Origin of the sequence: Flavobacterium turcicum (genome assembly GCF_011365745.1) — a bacterium.
Taxonomy (GTDB): domain Bacteria; phylum Bacteroidota; class Bacteroidia; order Flavobacteriales; family Flavobacteriaceae; genus Flavobacterium; species Flavobacterium turcicum.
The window spans coordinates 425,880-446,412 of sequence record NZ_JAAOBY010000002.1 but is presented as its reverse complement, the minus strand read 5'-3'; the positions used below and the strand labels follow the sequence as shown (position 1 = coordinate 446,412).

At 33.6% G+C, this 20,533-nt stretch carries 19 protein-coding genes and 2 tRNA genes; 9 read left to right on the top strand and 12 right to left on the bottom strand.

Features of this window, described 5'->3' with window-relative positions:
• Positions 1 to 64: 64 nt before the first annotated feature.
• Together G9Q29_RS05835 and G9Q29_RS05830 are read left to right on the top strand one after the other, a co-directional pair.
• Positions 65 to 149: transfer RNA gene (locus G9Q29_RS05835), tRNA-Ser, on the top strand.
• Positions 150 to 438: 289 nt separating this feature from the next.
• A tRNA-Ser gene (locus tag G9Q29_RS05830) sits at positions 439 to 523 on the top strand.
• A gap of 384 nt (positions 524 to 907) precedes the next feature.
• Here the strand turns inward: G9Q29_RS05830 and G9Q29_RS05825 are convergent.
• The 9 genes from G9Q29_RS05825 to G9Q29_RS05785 all read right to left on the bottom strand — a co-directional run bounded on the left by G9Q29_RS05825 (position 908) and on the right by G9Q29_RS05785 (position 13,092).
• Positions 908 to 1,498 (bottom strand): outer membrane beta-barrel protein, encoded by a 591-nt coding sequence (locus tag G9Q29_RS05825; RefSeq protein WP_166134259.1) that lies wholly within the window; start codon positions 1,496 to 1,498, stop codon positions 908 to 910.
• Positions 1,499 to 1,640: 142 nt separating this feature from the next.
• Entirely contained in the window at positions 1,641 to 3,944 is a 2,304-nt protein-coding gene (locus tag G9Q29_RS05820; protein WP_166134257.1) for an ATP-binding protein, read from the bottom strand.
• Between the two features lie 3 nt (positions 3,945 to 3,947).
• Positions 3,948 to 4,532 (bottom strand): biliverdin-producing heme oxygenase, encoded by a 585-nt coding sequence (locus G9Q29_RS05815; protein WP_166134255.1) that lies wholly within the window; start codon positions 4,530 to 4,532, stop codon positions 3,948 to 3,950.
• Between the two features lie 432 nt (positions 4,533 to 4,964).
• The gene (locus tag G9Q29_RS05810; RefSeq protein WP_166134253.1) at positions 4,965 to 5,378 is read right to left on the bottom strand and encodes a response regulator; all 414 of its coding nucleotides are present in this window, start codon (positions 5,376 to 5,378) and stop codon (positions 4,965 to 4,967) included.
• Between the two features lie 8 nt (positions 5,379 to 5,386).
• Complete coding sequence (locus tag G9Q29_RS05805; protein ID WP_166134251.1) at positions 5,387 to 8,794, bottom strand: PAS domain S-box protein; 3,408 nt, start codon at positions 8,792 to 8,794, stop codon at positions 5,387 to 5,389.
• A 921-nt stretch (positions 8,795 to 9,715) separates the two neighbouring features.
• Positions 9,716 to 10,606 (bottom strand): SDR family oxidoreductase, encoded by an 891-nt coding sequence (locus G9Q29_RS05800; protein WP_166134249.1) that lies wholly within the window; start codon positions 10,604 to 10,606, stop codon positions 9,716 to 9,718.
• A 93-nt stretch (positions 10,607 to 10,699) separates the two neighbouring features.
• On the bottom strand, positions 10,700 to 11,284 hold the full coding sequence (locus G9Q29_RS05795; protein WP_166134247.1) for a Crp/Fnr family transcriptional regulator: 585 nt from the start codon (positions 11,282 to 11,284) through the stop codon (positions 10,700 to 10,702).
• A gap of 500 nt (positions 11,285 to 11,784) precedes the next feature.
• Positions 11,785 to 12,552, bottom strand: coding sequence for a T9SS type A sorting domain-containing protein (locus tag G9Q29_RS05790; protein ID WP_166134245.1), 768 nt, complete (start codon positions 12,550 to 12,552; stop codon positions 11,785 to 11,787).
• Between the two features lie 21 nt (positions 12,553 to 12,573).
• Entirely contained in the window at positions 12,574 to 13,092 is a 519-nt protein-coding gene (locus tag G9Q29_RS05785; RefSeq protein ID WP_225872894.1) for an ankyrin repeat domain-containing protein, read from the bottom strand.
• A 227-nt stretch (positions 13,093 to 13,319) separates the two neighbouring features.
• On the opposite strand from G9Q29_RS05785, the gene G9Q29_RS05780 reads away from it, so the two are divergent.
• The 7 genes from G9Q29_RS05780 (at position 13,320) to G9Q29_RS05750 (ending at position 17,319) form a co-directional block, all read left to right on the top strand.
• Positions 13,320 to 14,207: an EamA family transporter gene (locus G9Q29_RS05780; protein WP_166134243.1), complete on the top strand. Its 888-nt coding sequence runs from the start codon at positions 13,320 to 13,322 to the stop codon at positions 14,205 to 14,207.
• A gap of 335 nt (positions 14,208 to 14,542) precedes the next feature.
• On the top strand, positions 14,543 to 15,154 hold the full coding sequence (locus G9Q29_RS05775; protein ID WP_166134241.1) for a porin family protein: 612 nt from the start codon (positions 14,543 to 14,545) through the stop codon (positions 15,152 to 15,154).
• Between the two features lie 138 nt (positions 15,155 to 15,292).
• Positions 15,293 to 15,445 (top strand): lmo0937 family membrane protein, encoded by a 153-nt coding sequence (locus G9Q29_RS05770; RefSeq protein WP_166134239.1) that lies wholly within the window; start codon positions 15,293 to 15,295, stop codon positions 15,443 to 15,445.
• A 132-nt stretch (positions 15,446 to 15,577) separates the two neighbouring features.
• Entirely contained in the window at positions 15,578 to 15,841 is a 264-nt protein-coding gene (locus G9Q29_RS05765; RefSeq protein WP_166134237.1) for a YtxH domain-containing protein, read from the top strand.
• Positions 15,842 to 15,895: 54 nt separating this feature from the next.
• Positions 15,896 to 16,249 carry a phage holin family protein gene (locus G9Q29_RS05760; RefSeq protein ID WP_166134236.1) on the top strand — a complete coding sequence of 118 codons (354 nt, stop codon included), beginning with the start codon at positions 15,896 to 15,898 and terminating at the stop codon, positions 16,247 to 16,249.
• Entirely contained in the window at positions 16,246 to 16,602 is a 357-nt protein-coding gene (locus G9Q29_RS05755; protein ID WP_166134234.1) for a hypothetical protein, read from the top strand. Before G9Q29_RS05760 ends, G9Q29_RS05755 begins: the two co-directional genes overlap by 4 nt.
• A 240-nt stretch (positions 16,603 to 16,842) precedes the next feature.
• Positions 16,843 to 17,319, top strand: a complete 477-nt coding sequence (locus G9Q29_RS05750) for a nuclear transport factor 2 family protein (protein WP_166134232.1) — start codon at positions 16,843 to 16,845, stop codon at positions 17,317 to 17,319.
• Positions 17,320 to 17,353: 34 nt separating this feature from the next.
• Here G9Q29_RS05750 and G9Q29_RS05745 read toward each other — a convergent pair whose 3' ends face one another.
• The 3 genes from G9Q29_RS05745 to G9Q29_RS05735 all read right to left on the bottom strand — a co-directional run bounded on the left by G9Q29_RS05745 (position 17,354) and on the right by G9Q29_RS05735 (position 20,471).
• Entirely contained in the window at positions 17,354 to 18,406 is a 1,053-nt protein-coding gene (locus G9Q29_RS05745) for an o-succinylbenzoate synthase (protein WP_166134230.1), read from the bottom strand.
• Between the two features lie 25 nt (positions 18,407 to 18,431).
• Positions 18,432 to 19,637, bottom strand: coding sequence for a tetratricopeptide repeat protein (locus G9Q29_RS05740; protein WP_166134228.1), 1,206 nt, complete (start codon positions 19,635 to 19,637; stop codon positions 18,432 to 18,434).
• Between the two features lie 156 nt (positions 19,638 to 19,793).
• Positions 19,794 to 20,471: a metal-dependent hydrolase gene (locus tag G9Q29_RS05735; protein WP_166134226.1), complete on the bottom strand. Its 678-nt coding sequence runs from the start codon at positions 20,469 to 20,471 to the stop codon at positions 19,794 to 19,796.
• Between the last annotated feature and the right edge of the window lie 62 nt (positions 20,472 to 20,533).

Below are 20,533 nucleotides of genomic sequence, written 5' to 3'. Positions count from 1 at the left end.
GCTTGTATAAACCAAAAAGAGCCCTACATTTGCAAACGCAATCAGCAAATGAAAGCGATTTATTGGAGAAATGGCAGAGCGGTCGAATGCGGCAGTCTTGAAAACTGTTGACTGTAACAGGTCCGGGGGTTCGAACCCCTCTTTCTCCGCGAAAAGCCCGAAACTTAAGTTTCGGGCTTTTTCATTTATAATATTTAAAAATTCACTTTTTAAATGTTTTCTTTAAACAACTCCTCCTCTATCATTCTCGGTAGCAAGTCTAACTCTTTTTTGATTTCACTTAAAAAACAGAAAATTTGTGGTGTTTTTTTATTTAGAAATAACTCTTACTCTACACTGTTATTGAATCATTTTTTTATAAAATTATAAAAGAATATTGCACATTCGAAAAAACTTATTATATTTGCACTCGCAATCAGAAAACGATAGCGACGTATTGGAGAAATGGCAGAGCGGTCGAATGCGGCAGTCTTGAAAACTGTTGACTGTAACAGGTCCGGGGGTTCGAATCCCTCTTTCTCCGCTCAATTAAAACCCTAACTATTAGTTAGGGTTTTTTGTTTTCTAAATATCCCCACTTTGACCCCACAATATTATATTTTTAACACAAACTAACGGTATATTCTTTATTTAACTCCTCTGATTAAGTTTCTGAAATCTCCTCATTAAACTTCATTTTAAAAAACATCTTTTAAATCAGTATTGAAATCCCTAACATGAGTTCCTACAGCAACAATAATTATTAAGAAGTCAGTAAAAATTGCTTGTTGAAACAACTCTTTTCTTCTATCAATACTTTCTATTCTGATCTTTTTAGGAACATTTTTACTATAGATCCCTGTAACTTGATTAAGCTCTGTAATAAGAACATATTCATGGAAATTGATTATCTATTATGTTTAGTTTTTTATATCCGATATCCAATTCCAAATTTCAAAATATTAACATTTGTATTGTAGCTCGTGTCGGGAATTCCATCTTCAACTCTAATTTTTATAAAGTCATATTGTGCTTGAATGAATAATCTGCTATTCAAATCATAGGATAGACCAATATTCAAATTAAAGCCACCCTCATTATCGTTAATATCGATAGGAAAATCTGCATTTCTATTTTCTACCCAATCTGCATTATAGATTACGATTGAATATCCTAATCCAATATGAGGGTGAAATTTTTCTAAATTTGGAATATTAAATTCCGTATAAATTCGAGGTTGTATCGGGAAAATTTTAACCTCAAAGAGTTGATTTAAGGAAGTAGCATTAGATTTTGTGTTCTGAAAAAAGCCGAAATTTATAGAAACTCCTACATCTACTGTTTTACTGTCGGAAAATTTATATTTGCCTCCTAAGTCTACTAATCCGTTATAATTCTGCTCTAAAAAATTGTCACCAATTGCAATTGGAAAATTAGCTTCAATACTTAATTTTGAATCTTGTGAAAATGATTTGATTGTAAAAATCAATAGTAATGTCAGTAATAATTTTTGTTTCATGGTTCTCATTTTAGATTACACGCACCGTTCCCGCGCTACAAGCGGTTTGGTTTAAATTAAGCCCTATCTTTGAATTTGCCAAAATTTTAATACAAACCAATTTTTCTCTTATGCCAAATGCCCAAAGCGCTTGTAGCGCATATTAGCTGATATTTTTGTGCGTTATTGTTAAATGTTCTACAGGAAAGTAAACAGAAAAAGTTGCACCTACACCATCTATCCCTTCGGCCTCAATGTAACCATCATGAAGTTCTACAATTTTTTTGCAGATTGATAACCCAATACCAGTACCCATAAATTCAGTTTGACTGTGTAAGCGTTGAAATATTTTAAATACTTTTTCTTCATAGGCTGCATCAAAACCTTTCCCATTATCTTTTACAATAATTTTATAAAATTCTTTCAATGCAAAATTTGATCTTTTACTGGTCACCTTTTCGGCTGAAATACTTATTACTGGCGCTACTTCTGGTCTGGTAAATTTTATTGAATTACTAATTAGGTTTAAAAATAATTGCCTCAATTGAAATTGTATGCCAAACATAGTTGGTAAATTATGAAGCACTATTGTAATATTCTTTTCTTCGATACTTTCCTTAAAATCTAATAAGATACCTTCAATAACTTCATTTAAGTCTACAGAATCGAGCTTTTTTTCTTCATTCATTACTTTGGAATAGGTGAGCAAATCATCAATTAAAATTTGCATTTTACCTGCAGATTTTTGCATTCGTAAAATATTTTCTTTAACAGAATCAGTTAAGTTTGTACCATCTCTTTCAAGAATAATAGAACCATAAAACTGAATTTTGCGCAGTGGCTCCTTTAGGTCGTGGGTACTAATCCAATTCATATTTTCCAATTCATCATTCGCTTTTTGCAATTTTTGATTAAGGTTTAAATATCTTTCTTCCTCTATTCTTAAATCGGCTAAATGTAGTTGGCGTTGTATGGCTATTGTAATTGCTTCAGCTTCTTTAAGTTCTGGTGTTTTCCATTCTTCGCTGGTAAGTTTTACGACTTGTTTCCAAACTTCAAATGACTTTCTGGGTGAAAGCATCAAATTTTCCTCGTTCTTCTGTACTGCTTTTGATGGGTCTCCTCCCCAATCAACACTCTTTTCTACTTCACGCCTCGTCCATACGATACAACTTTTGTTGGTGTCACTTAACGGTAAATACATCACACCGGCAATACTATTGGCGATTTTTGTGGCTCCAGCATAATGTTGGTGCAATTGATGAGTATTGAAATTCTCAGACCCTTTTTCCGATTTTAGCCAGTTAATCAAATCATCAATTTGTTGATTGGTTGGTAAATTACCTTCGGTGTAATTTTCTTCATTATAATGTAGTATCACTCCATCTGCATTTATTAAATCTTTAAGTTTTGAGAGAGTGTCTTTTTTCGTTATGATAGCTGGGTTATTTGTTAATAAGTTTTGAAAATCAACTACTTTTTTCCCGATTTCTTTTGCAAGTTCAAACTCATCTGCTGCTTGTCGCACATCTATTTGCGATGAAAGAAATATGGCCTGTAAATGTGCAGTGAGCCTAGTGTAATAGGGAATATGTTTGGGACTGTAATGATGGCAAGAAATTAAACCCCATAATTTCTTATGATGAATAATAGAAATTACAAAAGTAGCACCCACCTCCATATTCTTTAAATATTCCAGGTGTATGGGCGACATACTTCGTAAATTGGAAAGGCTTAAATCAAGATTACGGTTTACATTTGCTTCATCATTAACTGTAAATATAGGAGCAGGCGTGTAATTTACATCCACTAACATTCTTACTAAATTACTCAAATAAAGCTCTCTTGCCTGTGAAGGAATATCAGTATGTGGATAATTCAAATGTAAAAAAGGCTTTAGGTCTTCTTTTTTACTTTCAGCAAATACTTGACCGTTATATTCTTTATCAAAACGGTAAATCATTACCCTGTCATAGCCAGTAATACTTCGGGTTTCATCAGCAATATTCTGGCAAAGACTTTGAAGATTGTCTGACCTTTCGGTGTGATATGTAAATCGTTGCATTCGATTTAAGAGATCCGGCAAATCTATTTTAGCTTCTGTAAATGGTTCAAATTCAAGTATAATTACTTTATCGCTTTTGTGTGCAGTAACATGGAATGTTTTTTCATTATAATTAATAATAAAGGGTCGCGCTAAATGATCCGAAAACTCTTTAAACTGTTCTTGAATATTTTCAATATCAGCCTTTTCAAAAATTGTTTCAAGCTTTTTGCCAAGCAATTCAATATGTGTTTTGTTCAAAAAGTCAACACAGTTTTCACTGCAGAAAGCCACGGTATAATCACCTTGTGTAACGGCAAGCAAAAAACCATGCGTTTGAATGGTACCAGGAATATGTATGGCTTCACTTTCGCAGTTAAGCAAGTTTGCTACAGAATCATTTACAATACTTTTAATTTTCATATGTTAAATTTTTTTGTTGCTTTTGCTAAGCAAGTTATTTATAATTTTAAATGTATTAAAAGCACCCGTGATTATTTGTTGCTCTTGCTGTGTTGATTGTGGTAAAGCAGTAAATTGTTGTAAAAACTCTTTCCACATGCTACCTGTTCGTTGTTGGTAGCCCAAAAAATAGGAGGCATTTAATAGATCGGGAGGCATTGCTTTTTGCAAGTGTTTCACAATTATTTGCCCACCAAGCGTTGAACCTTCTAGCACATACAATGCACCTGCTGCTAAATAAACATCAGGATATGTATCTCTAAAGAATACTTCTTTAAGCAGCCTATTTTTATCAACTGTAATGCCAAGTGCTTTTAAATCTTCTTCAATAAAATGGGCTTTTCTTCTATTGTTAATATTTAAAAAATGCGGTTCTAATTCGGGATAAACATATTGCTCAAAACCTTTTACAAAGCTATAAAGTTGGATAAGGTAACTAGAGTAAATAGTTTCATTAACATTATTGCTTAGTAATGCCTGCGACAAATTATTTTGTTCAAGCTGCTTATGGCTGCAAGCTGTTGCAGCTCTTAAATTTTGTATAAACATTTTTTTTAGCGTTAAATATGTTTTAGCGAATCCCAATCCATTTGTAAACACTTAGATATAATACTTTTAAACGAATTGTGGCTGTTAGGCTTTTGCAGATAAAGATCTGCTCCCATTTGATACAATTTATTTATTTGCTCTTGATTCGATGACTTAGACAGAATAACAATTTTTATAGCTTTCCACTTTTCGTTACTCCTAATTTCTGTCAGACATTCAAAGCATGTTTTATTAGCATGTTTAAAATACTGCCGAACAAATATTCGAGGATTTTACTTCAAGATCTGTTTGAACTACCAAGTTTAATTAGGAAATCCTTTCTATCGATTTGGGCCACATACCATATGGGCCACTGTCGTGCAGCTGAGTTAATAGTTGCATGTTTGCTCCAGCCGGAATAATTTCAGTAAGATATTAAGAAACTTTTTTTCTCTATTGGTTATTTAAAAAGGATTCAATTATATGAAAATGTTCCTCTTTGTCGAGTGGCTTCGCTAGAAAGGCTGCAATGTTTGGGTCTTTTAGTGCCCTTTCCTGATCACTAGGGTTTATAGATGAAGAAAGGACGAAAATATTTGCTTTTTTCGCAAAATCGGGGAACTTTTGTACAAAAATTTCAAGGAATTCCCATCCATCCAGTACTGGCATATTCAAATCCAAAAGTATTACTTCGGGCAAATTTTCCATTGGGATATCTCCTTTTTCTATATTTTCATAATAAGATAAAGCTTCATCCCCACTTTTTGCCGCTACTATTTTGTCGCAGAAACTTGCAGATTTTAACACCATTTTATTCAAATGAATGGTTATAGAATCATCGTCAATTACTAAAACTGTTTTTGTCATTTTATGGGTTATTTAAAAGTTATTGTAAAAATGGTGCCTACATTCACCTCACTATCCACTTCGATTTGGCCTCCTGACGCATTTATTTGAGATTTGACAAGGAACAATCCTATCCCTTTGCCATCAGAATTTTTGTGAAACCGTTTTTGAAAACCAAATATCTTGTGCTTTACACGAGACATATCCATCCCTATTCCATTGTCTGAAAAAGTAAGTTGGGTTCTACCATTTTCACTTTTTATGGTTTTTATCTTTATAATGATATTTCTTTCAGAATGACGGTATTTTATTGAATTTGTAATTAGATTTAAAAAGATACTTTCTAGATAAACCATTGTAAAGTGTACAGTTGGGACCTCAGAAAAATCAGTCTCAATTACTACTTTGCGATCACTCAATGTTCCGGAAATGGATTGTTTTACCTTATCGAGTATTTCTTCAAAAGACAATTCATCTAATAGTAGGTCCGTATTATCTTTTACGATGAGTACATTGATAAGGTCATTTAGCGTTTCATTCAATTGATTGGTTGATGTTTTGAGGAACTCTATCAGTTTTAATGTTGATGGATCTTCTATTGTCTCTGGGCTTAATAATTTACAAATTAAAACTAAGTTAGTTAAGGGTGCCCTTAGGTTATGAGTAGTTATATAGCTAAACTGCTTTAGTTCTAAGTTGATATCCATCAGTTCCTTTATCATTCTTTCCTTTTCTAAGGCAGCTTCAATTTCTTTTGTCACATCCCTTTCTACAGCAATCCAATGGGTATACCATCCTTTTTCATTTGCAATTGGTGCTATGCTGAAGTTATTCCAAAACTTCTCGCCATTTTTCCTCGAGTTCGATATTGTTATTTCACATGGCTCCCAATTGTTCATTGCAGTTCGCAATTTGTCTAATTCTTTTCTATCGGTATCTTCATTTTGCAATATTCTAGGCGATAGACCAATTACTTCTTCAGGCGTATAACCTGTCATTTTTTCAAATGCTGGATTCACAAAAATTATTCTAGGTCCTGGTAAATCAAATGGTTCAGCCTCTGTTATCAAAATACTATCTTTTGTATGGACAATAACAGATTCCAATAATTTAAGATGTTGTATGCGCTCTTTTTCCGCAGTTACATCCCAATTGGTTCCAATCATTCGTATAGCATTTCCATCATTGTCTCTTTCAATAATTGCTGAGGAATTTATATAATGAACTGATGAATCATTCCATACAATTCTGAATTCAGGCTTATATTCTTTTTTATTAGTAATGGCAAGTTCCAAATCGTTATTCAACCGTTGAATGTCTTGTGGGTGTAATCTTGAAAACCATCCTTCGTATACAGAATTAAATTCGTTTTCAGCAATATTGTATAGCCTATACATTCCTTCATCCCAGGTAAGCTCATTATTTTTTAAATTCCAATCCCAAATTCCTAATTGTGCGCTTTTTGTTGCCAAAATTAAACGGTTAGTTTGGCGTTGCAACAATTCATTTATAGAATAAATTTCTGCAGATACTTTATTCTGCTCTGTTATATCAGTTAAAAATGAGCATTTCAATTCTAATCCATTATAAACAATAAAGGTCGAGATTATGTCCACATCTATTAAAGCGCCATCCTTTTTAACAATTGTAGCCTGAAAATGTACTTTACCTTCCCTCCTTAAAACTTCGAAGTCTTCTAGTATAATATCTGAATTTAACCTAGGGTCAATATCCATTTGATCAAGCATTGCAAATTCCTCTTTGGTATAACCAAGCATGTTATGAGCTGCTTCATTAAAATCATAAATTGATCCATCAGACTTTATAAGATATATGGCAGTTGTACTTTTTTGAATAATATAGTCTGATAGTTTTAGTTTTTCTTCTGCTTTCTTTTTTTCGGTGATGTCATTCAAATAACAAAAGTACACCTCATTTTCATTGTAGTTAATTAAGTTACTACTTATTTCCACATCCAATAGAGTACCATCCTTTCTCTCAAAATGACAGTCAAAAACTATATTTTTCTTTTCTCTTATTTCATTCCATTGTTTAATGCAACTTGCTTCGTCCATTGTTGTTGCAACATTTAACAAATTCATTTTGCTCAATTCTTCTTTGGTGTAACCCAATAACTTTAGTAAAGCATCGTTAAAACTATAAAATTCACCAGTTGCCAAAAGCAACATGATAGGTGTGGCAGACTTTTTAAATGCGAAGTCCATCAGTTTTATTTCTTCATCAGCCTTTATCTTTTCGGTTACATTTTGGATGTGAGCGATGGAAACAAGTTTACCATTTAGTTCAAAAACATTTGCACTCACGTCCACATACATCAACTCACCATTTTTCTTTAGGTGTCTCCATACTTTTTGATGTTCATACCCATAATTTTCCAAGTTCCTTGTAATACGCTCAATCAAAGGAATATCCTCTGGATGACTTATTTCCTTGCTATTTAGTTGTGTAAATTCTTCTTTTGTATAGCCATACAATTCCGTTGCTTTCTTATTTACATCTGATATATTTAATGTTCCAATCTCCCACACAATCATCGGGTGAGGAGCATTCTCAAACATGTATTTATACTTTTTTTCAGATTCTTTTAGTGATTCTTGGTTTTTTACTTGTTCTGTAATATCATTAAAATAAATATATGCGGTTATGCAATTGCCTGATTTATTGAAAATAGGCTTTCCCTGCGACCTTATGTTTTTGGTTTTTCCTGCATCTATTATCCTGAATTCAATATCAAATCCCTTCAATTCAAATAACTGTTTTACAGAAGCTTGAATCAATGGTAAATCATCAGGGTGTGCACTATCAAATAAGTGATTGCTATTTTCATTGTGTATTTTATTGCTGTAAGTAGGTGCTATTTTATGGAATTCTTTGTTAGTATATGAAATAAAGAAACTACCATCTTGAAAAAAATTGACTACTACAATGCCTAATGCAATATTTTCTACAATATCATTATAAACGAGTCTTGAATCGAAAAAGTTTATCGAATTATCCTTATTCTCAAAAGCATTTACACTTTTTTCAAAGCCCCAATCCATTTTTAAACACTTAGACAGAATTTCTTTAAACGCATTGTAACTATTTGGCTTTCTTATATAAAGATCAGCTCCCATTTTATACACTTCGTTTATTTGCTCTCTATGCGATGAGGTAGTCAGAATAACAATTTTTATAGCTTTCCACTTTTCGTTACTCCTAATTTCTGTCAGACATTCAAAGCCTGTTTTTATGGGCATGTTTAAATCCAGGAAGATAAAATCTGGAAGTTGCGCTTCGCTTTCCAGAAGTCTTATCATCTCATTGCCGTTTTGAGCTACAGAAATTTTTATGGTTGGTGAAATTTCTAAAATAATGCCAGTTAAATTTTCTAAATCTTCAATATCATCATCGACTAATAATAGTTTTGTATTCATGTCAAGATAGTTTTAGACGTTTTACATAAAAGTTTAACATGTCAGCTAACGTCAGTTCGTCTAAAAACCTCCAAACCAACTACTTTTATACCCATAAAGTAAATATATATAATTTAAATTAAATTTAACATTCGTTCTGATAAAACTCGCTTTGTAATTATTGAAGTAAAAAAGTGTGAAAAAAAAGGGTTAAAATTGCTCTTAGAATCCCAAGATTGAACGCCCGTATCCTTAGATAATATTTAAGTAGATCGTGATTAATCAGTTTGAAGATTTGTGCAGGTTGTAAGCGTTAAAATCAATCCAATATCAGCTGCTGCGTGTTTTATAGTTTTCTTGGTTATGATAAAATAAAAGTCTCATTGCCATTTGATAACGCTGTAGGTATGCTTTACAATGGCTTGATGTCTGCGGTAAATTTCATAATTATTTTAGATGCTTACTTTATTTTGATAAATCAAATCAGCATCCTCTTTGGCTAAAGCTGCTTTGTATCCTTCAAGTCAAGTATCGATGTAAGCAATGTGACGCTCTATTTTGTTGGGAATAAAATTGTTTTTGTTGGAGTTTTGAGCTCTAAGTTTGGTACTGTAACCAGCAATCAAAGCACCACCAATGTGTTCAAAGTGCGTGACTCGAAAAGCACGAGTAATGTCTTTAAAATTGTCCTTTCGGAAATTAGCAATGGAGTTGCGGCCCAGGACCTCTTCCTCCGCAGAATTAAAACCCTAACAACTTTTAAAAAGTGAGTAAGGGTTTTTTATTTACAAGAAAGTCCTACATAATTCCCGTAATTTCAATAAAATAATTATTAAAATTATTCGTGTAAAAAATTGTTAAATCAAGTATAAACGATCTTCAAAGATAAATTTATGATAGCCACATTAGCTTTGGTTCCCCGTTTATGAGATGTTTAAACAATTAGTAATCAAAAATAGCTTTATGTTTCTCGATAAAACCTTTCCACTTGGTGGGCTGTTTTCCGGTAATTTCATAAAAAGTATCAAAAGTAGCAGCCGCATTTGGAATTGTTCCAGCAGCATGACGCTTCCAATGATCGTACACGCAATTCATATAAGCCATTTCAGCACCTGAACGTTCCATGGCTTCCTTAAATACTTCTGGATCGAGCGCTTCATAGCGGAAAGGTTTGCCTACTATGCTTGTTAATAGTTCCGCAATTTCATTGAATGTTTGGGCATCAAATCCTAATCGATAAGTTTTACCTGCATGTGTCTCAGGATATAATAAGGATAGTGCAGCCACTTGTGCAACATCTTCTAAATCAACCCAACTCAATCGAGCATCTTCAACATAGTGATTTAGGATTCCGTTAGTTATTGCTTTTTTGCCTCCGTATGCTAACAAATTTTGCATAAAATCTTGAGGCCTTAAATGCGTAAAAGTAAATCCGCACCACTCAATATAACGCTCTACAAATTGATGCCAAGCCCAATGTCCAATGCTTGTATCATCAGGACCGCAAGCTCCCAAATGAACAACATGTTTCACACCTTGCTTTTTGGCAGCATCCAATAAAGCCTTACTTTGACGCAGCATGTCAACGGTGTAACCTGTTACCATAAATAGTCGATCAATCCCTTCAAAAGCTGCATGATGCGTATTTTCATCGTCAAAATCCAATAGTACTGTTGCGATGCCTTTGTCTTGAAATGGAATGGCTTTCTCCGGAGATCGCACCGCTGCGATAAGTTCAATAGATGCACTGGAAGCAAGAAATTCAATCGTTTTGCTACCCACTTGACCTGTTGCTCCTGTAATTAATACTTTAGGAATATGATGTGTTGTCATAAAAGTTGATTTTAAATATAAAACAACAAAAATAGGCTAACATCAATTGCTCTTACTTGATGTAAAATAAGAAATTCATCTCTTGTAATTTCATCAAAATTTACTTAAAGCGATACTTCTTTTAATCCGACTTAAAGTTTCTGGAGTAATACCCAAATAAGATGCGATTAAATTTTGAGGAACGCGTTGTAAAAGCTGTGGATTACTAGCAGCTAAATGGCGATATCTTTCCTCGGCAGAATGTGTTGCCGTACTCAACAAGCGTTGTTCTTTGGTATACAAACTATTTTGAAATAAAATCCTGAAATACCTATCCATAATAGGAACTTCAAGTGTCATTTTTTCAAAGTTTAATAAAGTTATCATCAAAACTTCTGATTCTTCAACAGCCTCAATAGTAATAACCGATTTTTCCTCTTTAAAAAAACTGGATAAATCAGATGTCCACCAACCTTCCCAAGCAAATAAATTAACATGCTCTACTCCTTTTTGATCTGTATTATACGATTTCAACAAACCTTTAGTCACAAAAGAAAGCGAGATCGCAATTTGCCCTTCTTCCAAAAGCGCTTGTTTTTTGTGGAGTTTTTTATAGGTAAAATAGGTTTTCAAAAGTTCTTTATCTGCAATTGTTAGCGGTACTTTTTGCAGGATATGCGAAAAAAAAACGTCAAACATAGTTCTTTTAGTTTTGTAAAAAATCATTGTAAAAGCAATTCTCAAAGATACAAATTAAAAAATTGTTGCTTTCAAGACTTGGTATATGCAAATGCTTTTATCTTTATGCTAAATATCTATAAAATTTCAGTCGTACAGCTCTCCACAAGATAAAATAAGTACATAATCCATCAGTCTAAACGAAGTTTTTAACTTACTTATAAATTCTTTCGAAACTATATTTCTTCTAGAATTCTTTACGATCAATGAAATATCTTTTCTCTAATTATTACATGTATTAACTTTTATTTCCTTCTTGTTGTCCGTTTTCAAGAATTTCTAACAAAAAAACCGATTAGATCCCTAATCGGTTTTTTTATTATGAATGTTTTGATCTAGTAATTTTAAGCTTTACTTTAGAAATCAATTAATAATGAACTTTTAAAGTCGTATCGTTTTGCATTTGATGTAATCAAAAATTGACTTCAGGTTGAAATTAACCTTTACTTTCCTTAATGCTCTTAATTCTTTTGAATTTTTTTAATCATTTTATCTTTACCAGTGGTAATTTCCATAAAATAAAGACCTGTTGCATATTGAGATAAATTTACAGCAATAGCATCGTCATTTGTACTATCAATTTCTTTCAACAATTTTGCATTTATATCAAAAACTCTAACTTTTGAAACCGTAGTTAAATCATTTTTTAAAATATTAAATACTCCGTTTGACGGGTTAGGATAAATATTTACATTTTCAGTAGCTACAAAATCATTGGTTCCTAAGGTAGTAAATGATAGCGTAGTTGCTCCGCGATTAGTTGATCCATGATAACCTAATGTGTAATTTGAACCCGATCCAAATGAATAAATAACATTTAAAGAGCTTAAATTAAAATCAAAAATATAATCAGAAGCATCGCCTGTATTAAAGGCCCTTGTTGCTACTATTGTTCTTGTTGATCCGTTAACAGTATTGCTAGAAACAGTCCAGTTTTGTACTGCATCAGCAACCGGAGCTTGAAATCCAAGCAATCTGTCATCACTAAATGATGTTGCGCTTCGCATCACTACACAATCTGTACCAGAATTCATACTCAAGGCGTTTAAACCAAAAGCAAACCACCTATCAGACGGGCCTTTTAGCGTAAGCGTAACTCTTGATGTATTAGAATCCAAATCAATTTTTGCCGACATAAGACTACCAAGTGAAACCTCGCCCGATGTTTTTTGAGCTTGGCAAAAATAGCTTGTTGCAATAAAAAATAGCAGTAAGTAGATTTTCTTCATATTTAAGTAATTAATGGTTATTTAATTTAGCAATATTATTAATTCAGTATTTTTATTGAATGTGGCAAAATCTTGTGCACTCTTACCATCGTTGTCTTTGATATTGAGATTTGCACCTGCTTTGATAAGCATTTTAACAATTTCATTTTTGTTAAAAAAGGTTGCATAAATTAGCGCTGTTTTTCCTTGTGCATCTACTTCATTCAAATTGGCTTTTAACTCAATAAGTTTTGCTACAATTGCGCTATTTCCTGACATTACCGCTGCCATTACTGCACTTCCCATTCCACTATTGTAATTGATATCACTTACCTTTTCTGCTAAAAATAGAGCTACATCTTGATTGCCTCTGTAACATGCTAGGATTAAAGGTGTATATCCATTAGTATCTACGGAATTTATGAGCTTTGGGTTTTCTTGAAAAACATTTTTGATTTCATCTAAGCTTCCTTTTCGCGAAATATCAAATACATTCTTAGTTTGAGCATGTAAAAAAAGGGTGAAGAATACTGAAAAGAGTAAAAAGTAATTTTTCATCATTGGATTTAACGATTTTAAAAAAATTAATTATTGACGTTTTAATTTTTTGATTGTGTTAAAGATATTAAAAAATAATCGCAAAAAAACACTCATTTTCAATAATTTAATCACAAAATTAAATTTAATTGGTTGTTCTATTTTGTATTTAAATTAATTTATCATGAAAAAAATAGTACACCGTTAAACTATAATTTTTAGTAGATTTACTACTACTTTAAATTAGAGTTGTGAAAAACAAATTACTTTCGATCCCTCCTATTCCCGCCGTGCTTTTTGCCATTATAAGCGTTCAATCAGGAGCAGCCATTGCGAAAACCTTATTTCCAGTATTGGGTTCATCAGCCACGGCTTCACTACGTATTGGGATTTCAGCGTTAATTCTGCTAGCTGTTTACAGACCAAACTTATTTCAGATAACCGCTAAACAATGGAAAATTGTAATTCCGTATGGATTATCGTTAGGAGCAATGAATTTAGTTTTTTACATGGCTATCGAGCGCATTCCGATAGGACTTGCGGTTACCTTAGAGTTCTTCGGACCATTGTTGGTCGCTGTTTTGAGTTCAAAGCGAATTTTAGATTATTTATGGGTTGCTCTAGCAGCTACAGGCATTGCATTGATTGCCCCCTGGACCAATAGCAAAATTGATATTTTAGGAGTTGTTTTTGCATTGATAGCTGGCGGCCTTTGGGCAGGTTATATTGTATTAGGAGGGAAAATTTCGAAAATTATGAACGGAGGTCAAGCTGTAGCTACAGGAATGCTTTTTGCTTCCTTGTTAATTATACCCTTTGGAATTGCCGGAAAAGGACTCCTGCTCCTTACTCCAACCTACTTATATATGGGAATTGCTCTTGCTCTTTTATCTAGCGCAATACCATTTACACTCGAAATGAAAGCACTTGGACAATTACCCGCTCGTACTTTTAGCATTTTAATGAGTTTAGAACCTGCTGCAGCAGCTATTTGCGGACTTCTTTTTTTAAGTGAACGTCTGACTACAAATGAAATAATAGCACTTTGCTGTGTGGTTATTGCATCTGCTGGATCAACAATTACTTCAAAAAGAACTGCAGAACTTAAAAATGATAAAAAATTAGAAAATCTTATTTAATAATTAGGTTTAGCAAAATATTTCGCAGCAATCCATTTCTTCAATCAATAAAGTTTTAATTGTTAGTACAAAAACAAGTGGTGAAAGAGTATTGCTTTATAGGACAACAATACGAGAAACAACTACTTTACTTCGAATCAAAAATCATCATTAAGCAAACAATTATAGTCCATTTCTATCCAAATTGGTAAAAAAACTCATAGAATAGCTCCAAAAAAGAGTTTCGCTTTGTAAAATATGTGAATTGTATAACAATAAGACAAATTCGTGTAACACGATTTATGGTGAAGCATCCCATCTTTGTACTATATAAAAACAATTAAAAAAACAAAGCCATGAAAAATACAAAAAGAACACTTTATGCAGCAGTAGTAACTGGTTTATTAGCATTTACGGGAGTACAAGCACAAGAAAAAACAGCTGCTTTTGGATTTAAAGGAGGTTTAAACTTTTCTAATTTGTATACTGATACAGTAGATGATAATAATATTTTGACGGGATTCAATGCTGGTTTGTATGCTAAATTACCAATTACAAATAGTATTGCAATTCAACCTGAGATCAACTACACGACTAAAGGTGCTGAGTTAGTAACTAACAATAGTACATCTAAATTCAATGTAAATTATATTGAAGTTCCTGTATTGTTAGTAGCTAATTTAACAGAAAATTTTAACGTTCACGTTGGTCCTTATGCTGCATACATGGTAAGCGGTAAAAGAACATTTGAATCTGGTGTAATTTCTGGAGAACAAGCTTTAGATACAAATGATTTTAACAAATTTGACGCAGGTGTTGCTGCAGGTATTGGTATCGATTTAGATGCTGTAAATTTTGGAGTACGTTACAACTACGGTTTAACAAAAATTGGAAAAGAGGGCGATTTTCTTTCCTCAGATGCAAAAAACAGTGTTCTTAGTGCCTACATCGGTTTAAGACTTAACTAATAATTAATAAATAGGCCGTTGGGTGTATGAAAAGGTAAATTGTTTTTGTTTTTGAATATTCTTTACAAAAAAGACTATTAGATTACTACCAAATACATCCAACGGTTAATTAAAACTAATCTTTTAAAAACCAAAATCATGAACAATCTTCTTTACACCATCGCAGTTATCTTAGTTATTTTATGGGCTATCGGCTTTTTCGCTTACAGTCTAGGGTCAATCATTCACCTTCTTTTAGTTATTGCTGTCATTGCAGTACTATTCAGACTTATTTCAGGAAAAAGCGTCTAAGATTTTAGCAATTTTATATCCTCAAAACTTAGTTCTTAATTAGAGATTTAGGTTTTGTTGTTAGTTCAAGTAAAAATAGTGTCCTGCATTTGCAAAGGCATATTCAAAAGATCAACATTAAAACAAATTATTATGAAAGCAGATAAAGTAGTATTAGGAATTTTAGGCGGAGTTGCCGTTGGAGCATTATTAGGAGTATTATTTGCACCTGAAAAAGGTAGCAAAACCAGAAAAAAAATAGCCGATAAAGGCGCTGGTTATGCCGAAGATTTAAAAAGTCAAATTGATGCGCTGATAGGAACTATTCAAAAAAAATACGATTCGGCTACCGAAGAAGGTAAAGATGCTATAATTGAAGGTACAGAAGCTTTAACCCAAGCGGCTAAAAAACTTTAAATAGCACAACAAACGATTTCAGTTTGTTTGAACTTTTAATGCAATACAACTATCATGGAAAAAAAAACACCTTCAATAGAGGATCTCTTTGAAAAAGCAGAAACCTATACCAAAACTTCAATTGAATTAGCCAAGTTACAAGCTATCGATAAAGCAGCTGATTTATCCTCATCGTTATTATCACGCATGATGATTGCTGTTGTAATTGGAATGTTTGCATTGCTATTAAACATTGGGCTTTCTTTTTATGTAGGTGATCTTGTTGGCAAAATACATCATGGTTTTTTCATTGTAGCAGTATTTTATTTGCTTATTGCTGTTTTACTGTTTGTATTCAAAGATAAATGGATCAAAACACCAATCAGCAACTTGATTATTGTAAAAATGCTTAAAAACAAAACGCTATGAAACCTATCAATCCCTCAGACACCTTACAAGAAGCTATTGATCTATTGAAGCGCAAGCAAGAGTTGGAATTGTTAGATCTAAAAAATCAATATCACGAAACCTACAGCCACTACAAACCTATCAATATTTTAAAAAGAACATTTGGCGAAGTCCGTCAATCATCTGATCTAAAAAATGATTTAATAAGTAATGGTTTAGGCTTGCTTACCGGTTATGTAACACGTAAAGCCATTGTTGGTAGCACACATAATCCTATAAAAAAAGTATTTGGTACTTTGTTGCAATTTGCAGTAGGCGCTTTGGTTCAAAAGAAAACAGCAGCCTACAATGAGCAAAGCACAACGGTCGAATAATTAGAATTGAATAAAATTCTAGATTATTATTTGCCAAATAAATAGAGATATCTAAAAAAAGTTATCTTTAAATATTATACTACTTTTTGAGGTAAATAGCAAATAAATTTATTTGTAGCCCAAAAAGCTTTACAATGTGCTTATGGTTTCATCTCAACTTTCATATAAAGCAATTTGATTTGCAAAATGAAAAAGAGTAAAACGAACCAAATGCATTGTTCTTATAACCGAGTTTAAAAAATGACGACCAACGAGCAACTATTAAATACATTTTACACTGCTTTCGCAAAAGGTGATTTTGTGGCAATGTCGCGCTGTTATGCGCCAAACGTGCAATTCAGAGATCCAGTTTTTGGAGTGTTGCACGGTGAAGAAGTTGCCGCCATGTGGCAAATGTTACTTGAAAAAAGCAAAGGAAATTTAAGAATTGAATTTGTTGATGTTGCTGCAAACGAATTTGTAGGCAAGACAAAATGGGTTGCCACTTATCCATTTAGTGCAACAAATAAGGTAGTTGTTAACAAAATACAAGCACAATTTCAGTTTGAAAATGGGCTTATTAGTAAACATACCGATGATTTTGATTTATATAAATGGTCAAAACAAGCTTTTGGTTTCAAAGGTACTTTACTAGGTTGGACCGGATTTTTTCAGAAAAAATTACAGCAAAGGGCCTCGGCCTCATTGCGCCACTATATGCAAAAACGGAGCTCCTAAAGCTCCGTTTTTTTATTTTCAAAAATTATTGTTCTTATCTTTTTTCGAAGAAAGCAAAATCAAAAGACCATCCCACCTCCTTTTTGTACCACAGTTGTCCTGCTTTTACTTGTAGCGGACTATCAAAATTATTGGTATACAAAGCACCAGTTCCCAATCCTTGTGGAAGCGGACTGTTCTGCAAATACGTCCATTGAGCAATTGCATTTAAGCCAATATTACTTTCTAAAGCTGAGGTAATCCACCAACCTATTTGATGTTTTTCGGCTAAGTCGATCCATTCTTGTGTACCTCGAAAACCACCCACAAAACTAGGTTTTAAAATGATGTATTGCGGCTTAATTTTTTGCAACAATTCTTCTTTATCTGCGGTAGAATAAACTCCAATCAATTCCTCGTCTAATGCAATTGGGAAAGGAGTGTTTTTACACAACTCTGCCATACTGTCAGCTTGATTTTTAGCAATGGGTTGTTCAATACTATGTAATTCAAATTCAGATAATTGTGTTAATTTATCTAAAGCATCATTTTTATCAAAAGCACCGTTAGCATCGACTCTAAGTTCTACTTGATCAGCAGTAAAATGAGTACGAATATAACGCAATAAAGACAATTCTTTTTCAAATTCGATGGCTCCAATTTTGAGTTTTACACATCGAAAACCATCTGCTAATTTCTCTTCAATTTGCTCTTTCATGTAAGCTTCCTCGCCCATCCAAATTAAACCATTAACATCCATGGCTTGAGCTCCGTTTGTAAAATCAGAAGGAAACAACTCGAACGGATTCGCACTCGCTAAAGATTGAAAAGCCATTTCAACGCCAAATTGAATTGACGGAAACTCTATCAAAGCATCCCAAAGCGCTGTCACTCCCAAATTAATATTCTCGCAAGTCCATTGCAAACGTCGCTCGTAATCAGGACGATCATCCGCGCTTAGGCCACGCAAAATACCGCACTCTCCTATTCCCTTTTTTCCGTTGTGCTCAATGCTAATAAACCACGTTTCTTTCTCTGTCAAAACACCACGTGAGGTACCTGACGGACGCTTGAACTCGAGCATGTATTTATGATAAGTTGCTTTCACGATATTGTTTTTAAAACTTGTTATTTTAACGAAGTAATTTCAAAATACGATCAAAATCTGCTGATTGAATACCCGCTTTTGCAAAAGCAGTAAAATCAAGCTCCGTTTGTTTTACCCAACTAGCCTGTGCCGTTACATTTTGATTTTGATAGGTTTTGTGTATTTTTTTTGCTGCCGAAAAATCATCATTCAACAAATAGGCATGCGCCAAATTGAGCTGTATAAGCAATTCAGATGGATCTTTTTGAGCTCCTTCTTCTAAATACTTAATTGCTTTGCCGTACTGTTTGGTTATGAGATAATTGCGACCCAATGTATTAAAATCTAAAGCTGTTGCTTGACCATCATTTACGACAGTTAGCAATTGCGTTATCGCTTCAGCAGGTTTGCCTTGCTTGGCTAATGTAGCGGCTTGCGTGCGTAAATCAGCATAAATTGATTGTGACAAGCTCGTTTCGCCGTAACAACTGTTACCGAAATCTTTAAAAGCTTTAGACTGTTCTGCAGGCAGTAATTTTGTAAATTCCTTTGCCTTGTATTTGTTTTGAATCTTATCTAAAATACAAACACAAAAATCATCTGAATTAGACATTTTTTTAGCCAAATTAGAGGTCTTGCATTGTTCAATTATTGCTTTTCGGTTATCGACTGTCCAACCACGACTCAATTTTGTATCAACCCAAGGCACCACTTCTAAAATAATTTTTTGACTCATGATCCAATTTTTGCTTTCAAAAGCAAACCATAAGTTTCCAGAGTTTTGCTGCAAGCAAAGACTCTTATCAGCAGATAGTAATTGCGCATCTTTACTAACGGCTTTGCTTTGCTCGAAACAAGCAGCAGTTGCCGTTCCGTCTTTTACGTATTGTTGTGCAGCACTAGCTGAGGTAAAAACGGCGTATTTGCAAGTATCATCACCCGATATTTTAGAAAGTAAAAAAACCGCTCCGGCAGAACCTTGACTTATTCCGGTAGGATCAGGAATTGCCTTTAGAACAGATACCAAACTGCTCGCCATTTGCTGGTTTTTATCAAGCAAAGTAATGCGAAACAAAATTTCGATAGTGCCTTCAGGTAAATCTTGAGTTTTGACTAACATTCGATCACGTGCCGAAACTTGAATTTCTTGTGTGGTTGCGCGTGCTTTATCCCAATAGCCTTCCTTTTGAGCGAAAACACCTGAGGCTAGCAACAGCGCGAAGTAAATAAAAAAATATTTTTTTTGTAACATAATAAGATAGTTAACTCTGAAATCAATTAGTTTAGAAAGAAACACTCTTCCTAGCCCTGATAGTAGTGGAAATCCTTTTATAAAATGGCCAGCCTGATAAGGCCAGCCATTTTGTAAAAGATTGTAACGAATAGCAGGAAAAAGCTCCTAAACCATTTACAAATCGATAGATGCTCCTATTTCTAGCAACATTAAGTCTTTTCCTTTGTTGAAAAACTTACGGATAGCCTCTTCCTTATTGATTTCGATATAACCGAAAGTGTCAAAATGGTAGCCTAAAACTTTGTCACATTCTACAAAATCTGACGCAAGGATAGCATCTTCAACATCCATAGTGAAATTATCCCCGATTGGAAGAATAGCTAAGTCTAATTTGGTGCGCATTGGAATGAGTTTCATATCCATTGTCAAGGCCGTATCACCTGCAATGTAGATGTTTTTGTGCTCGCTCTCAATTACAAAACCTCCTGGATTTCCACCAGTTGCTCCGTCAGGAAAAGAACTTGAATGCACTGCATTCACATATTTCACTTTACCAAAATCGAAATTCCAGCTTCCGCCGTGATTCATCGGGTGAGCCTGAAAACCTTTGGCACTATAGTAATCTGCAATTTCAGCATTGGATACAATTACGGCATTGGTTCTTTTTGCGATAGCCTCAACATCAGCAATGTGATCGCCGTGCGCGTGCGTAAGTAAAATATAATCAGCAGCCAGCTCGTTTACGTTGATATGCGCCGCTTTTGGATTTGGAGATATAAAAGGATCTACTAAAATGTTTTTGCCACCTACCTCGATACCTAGTGAAGCGTGACCATAAAATGTAATTTTCATAAGAATTGAATTAAAGGTTTGTGTGTATTAACGAAAAAATATAGCCGATAGTTGTAAAATAA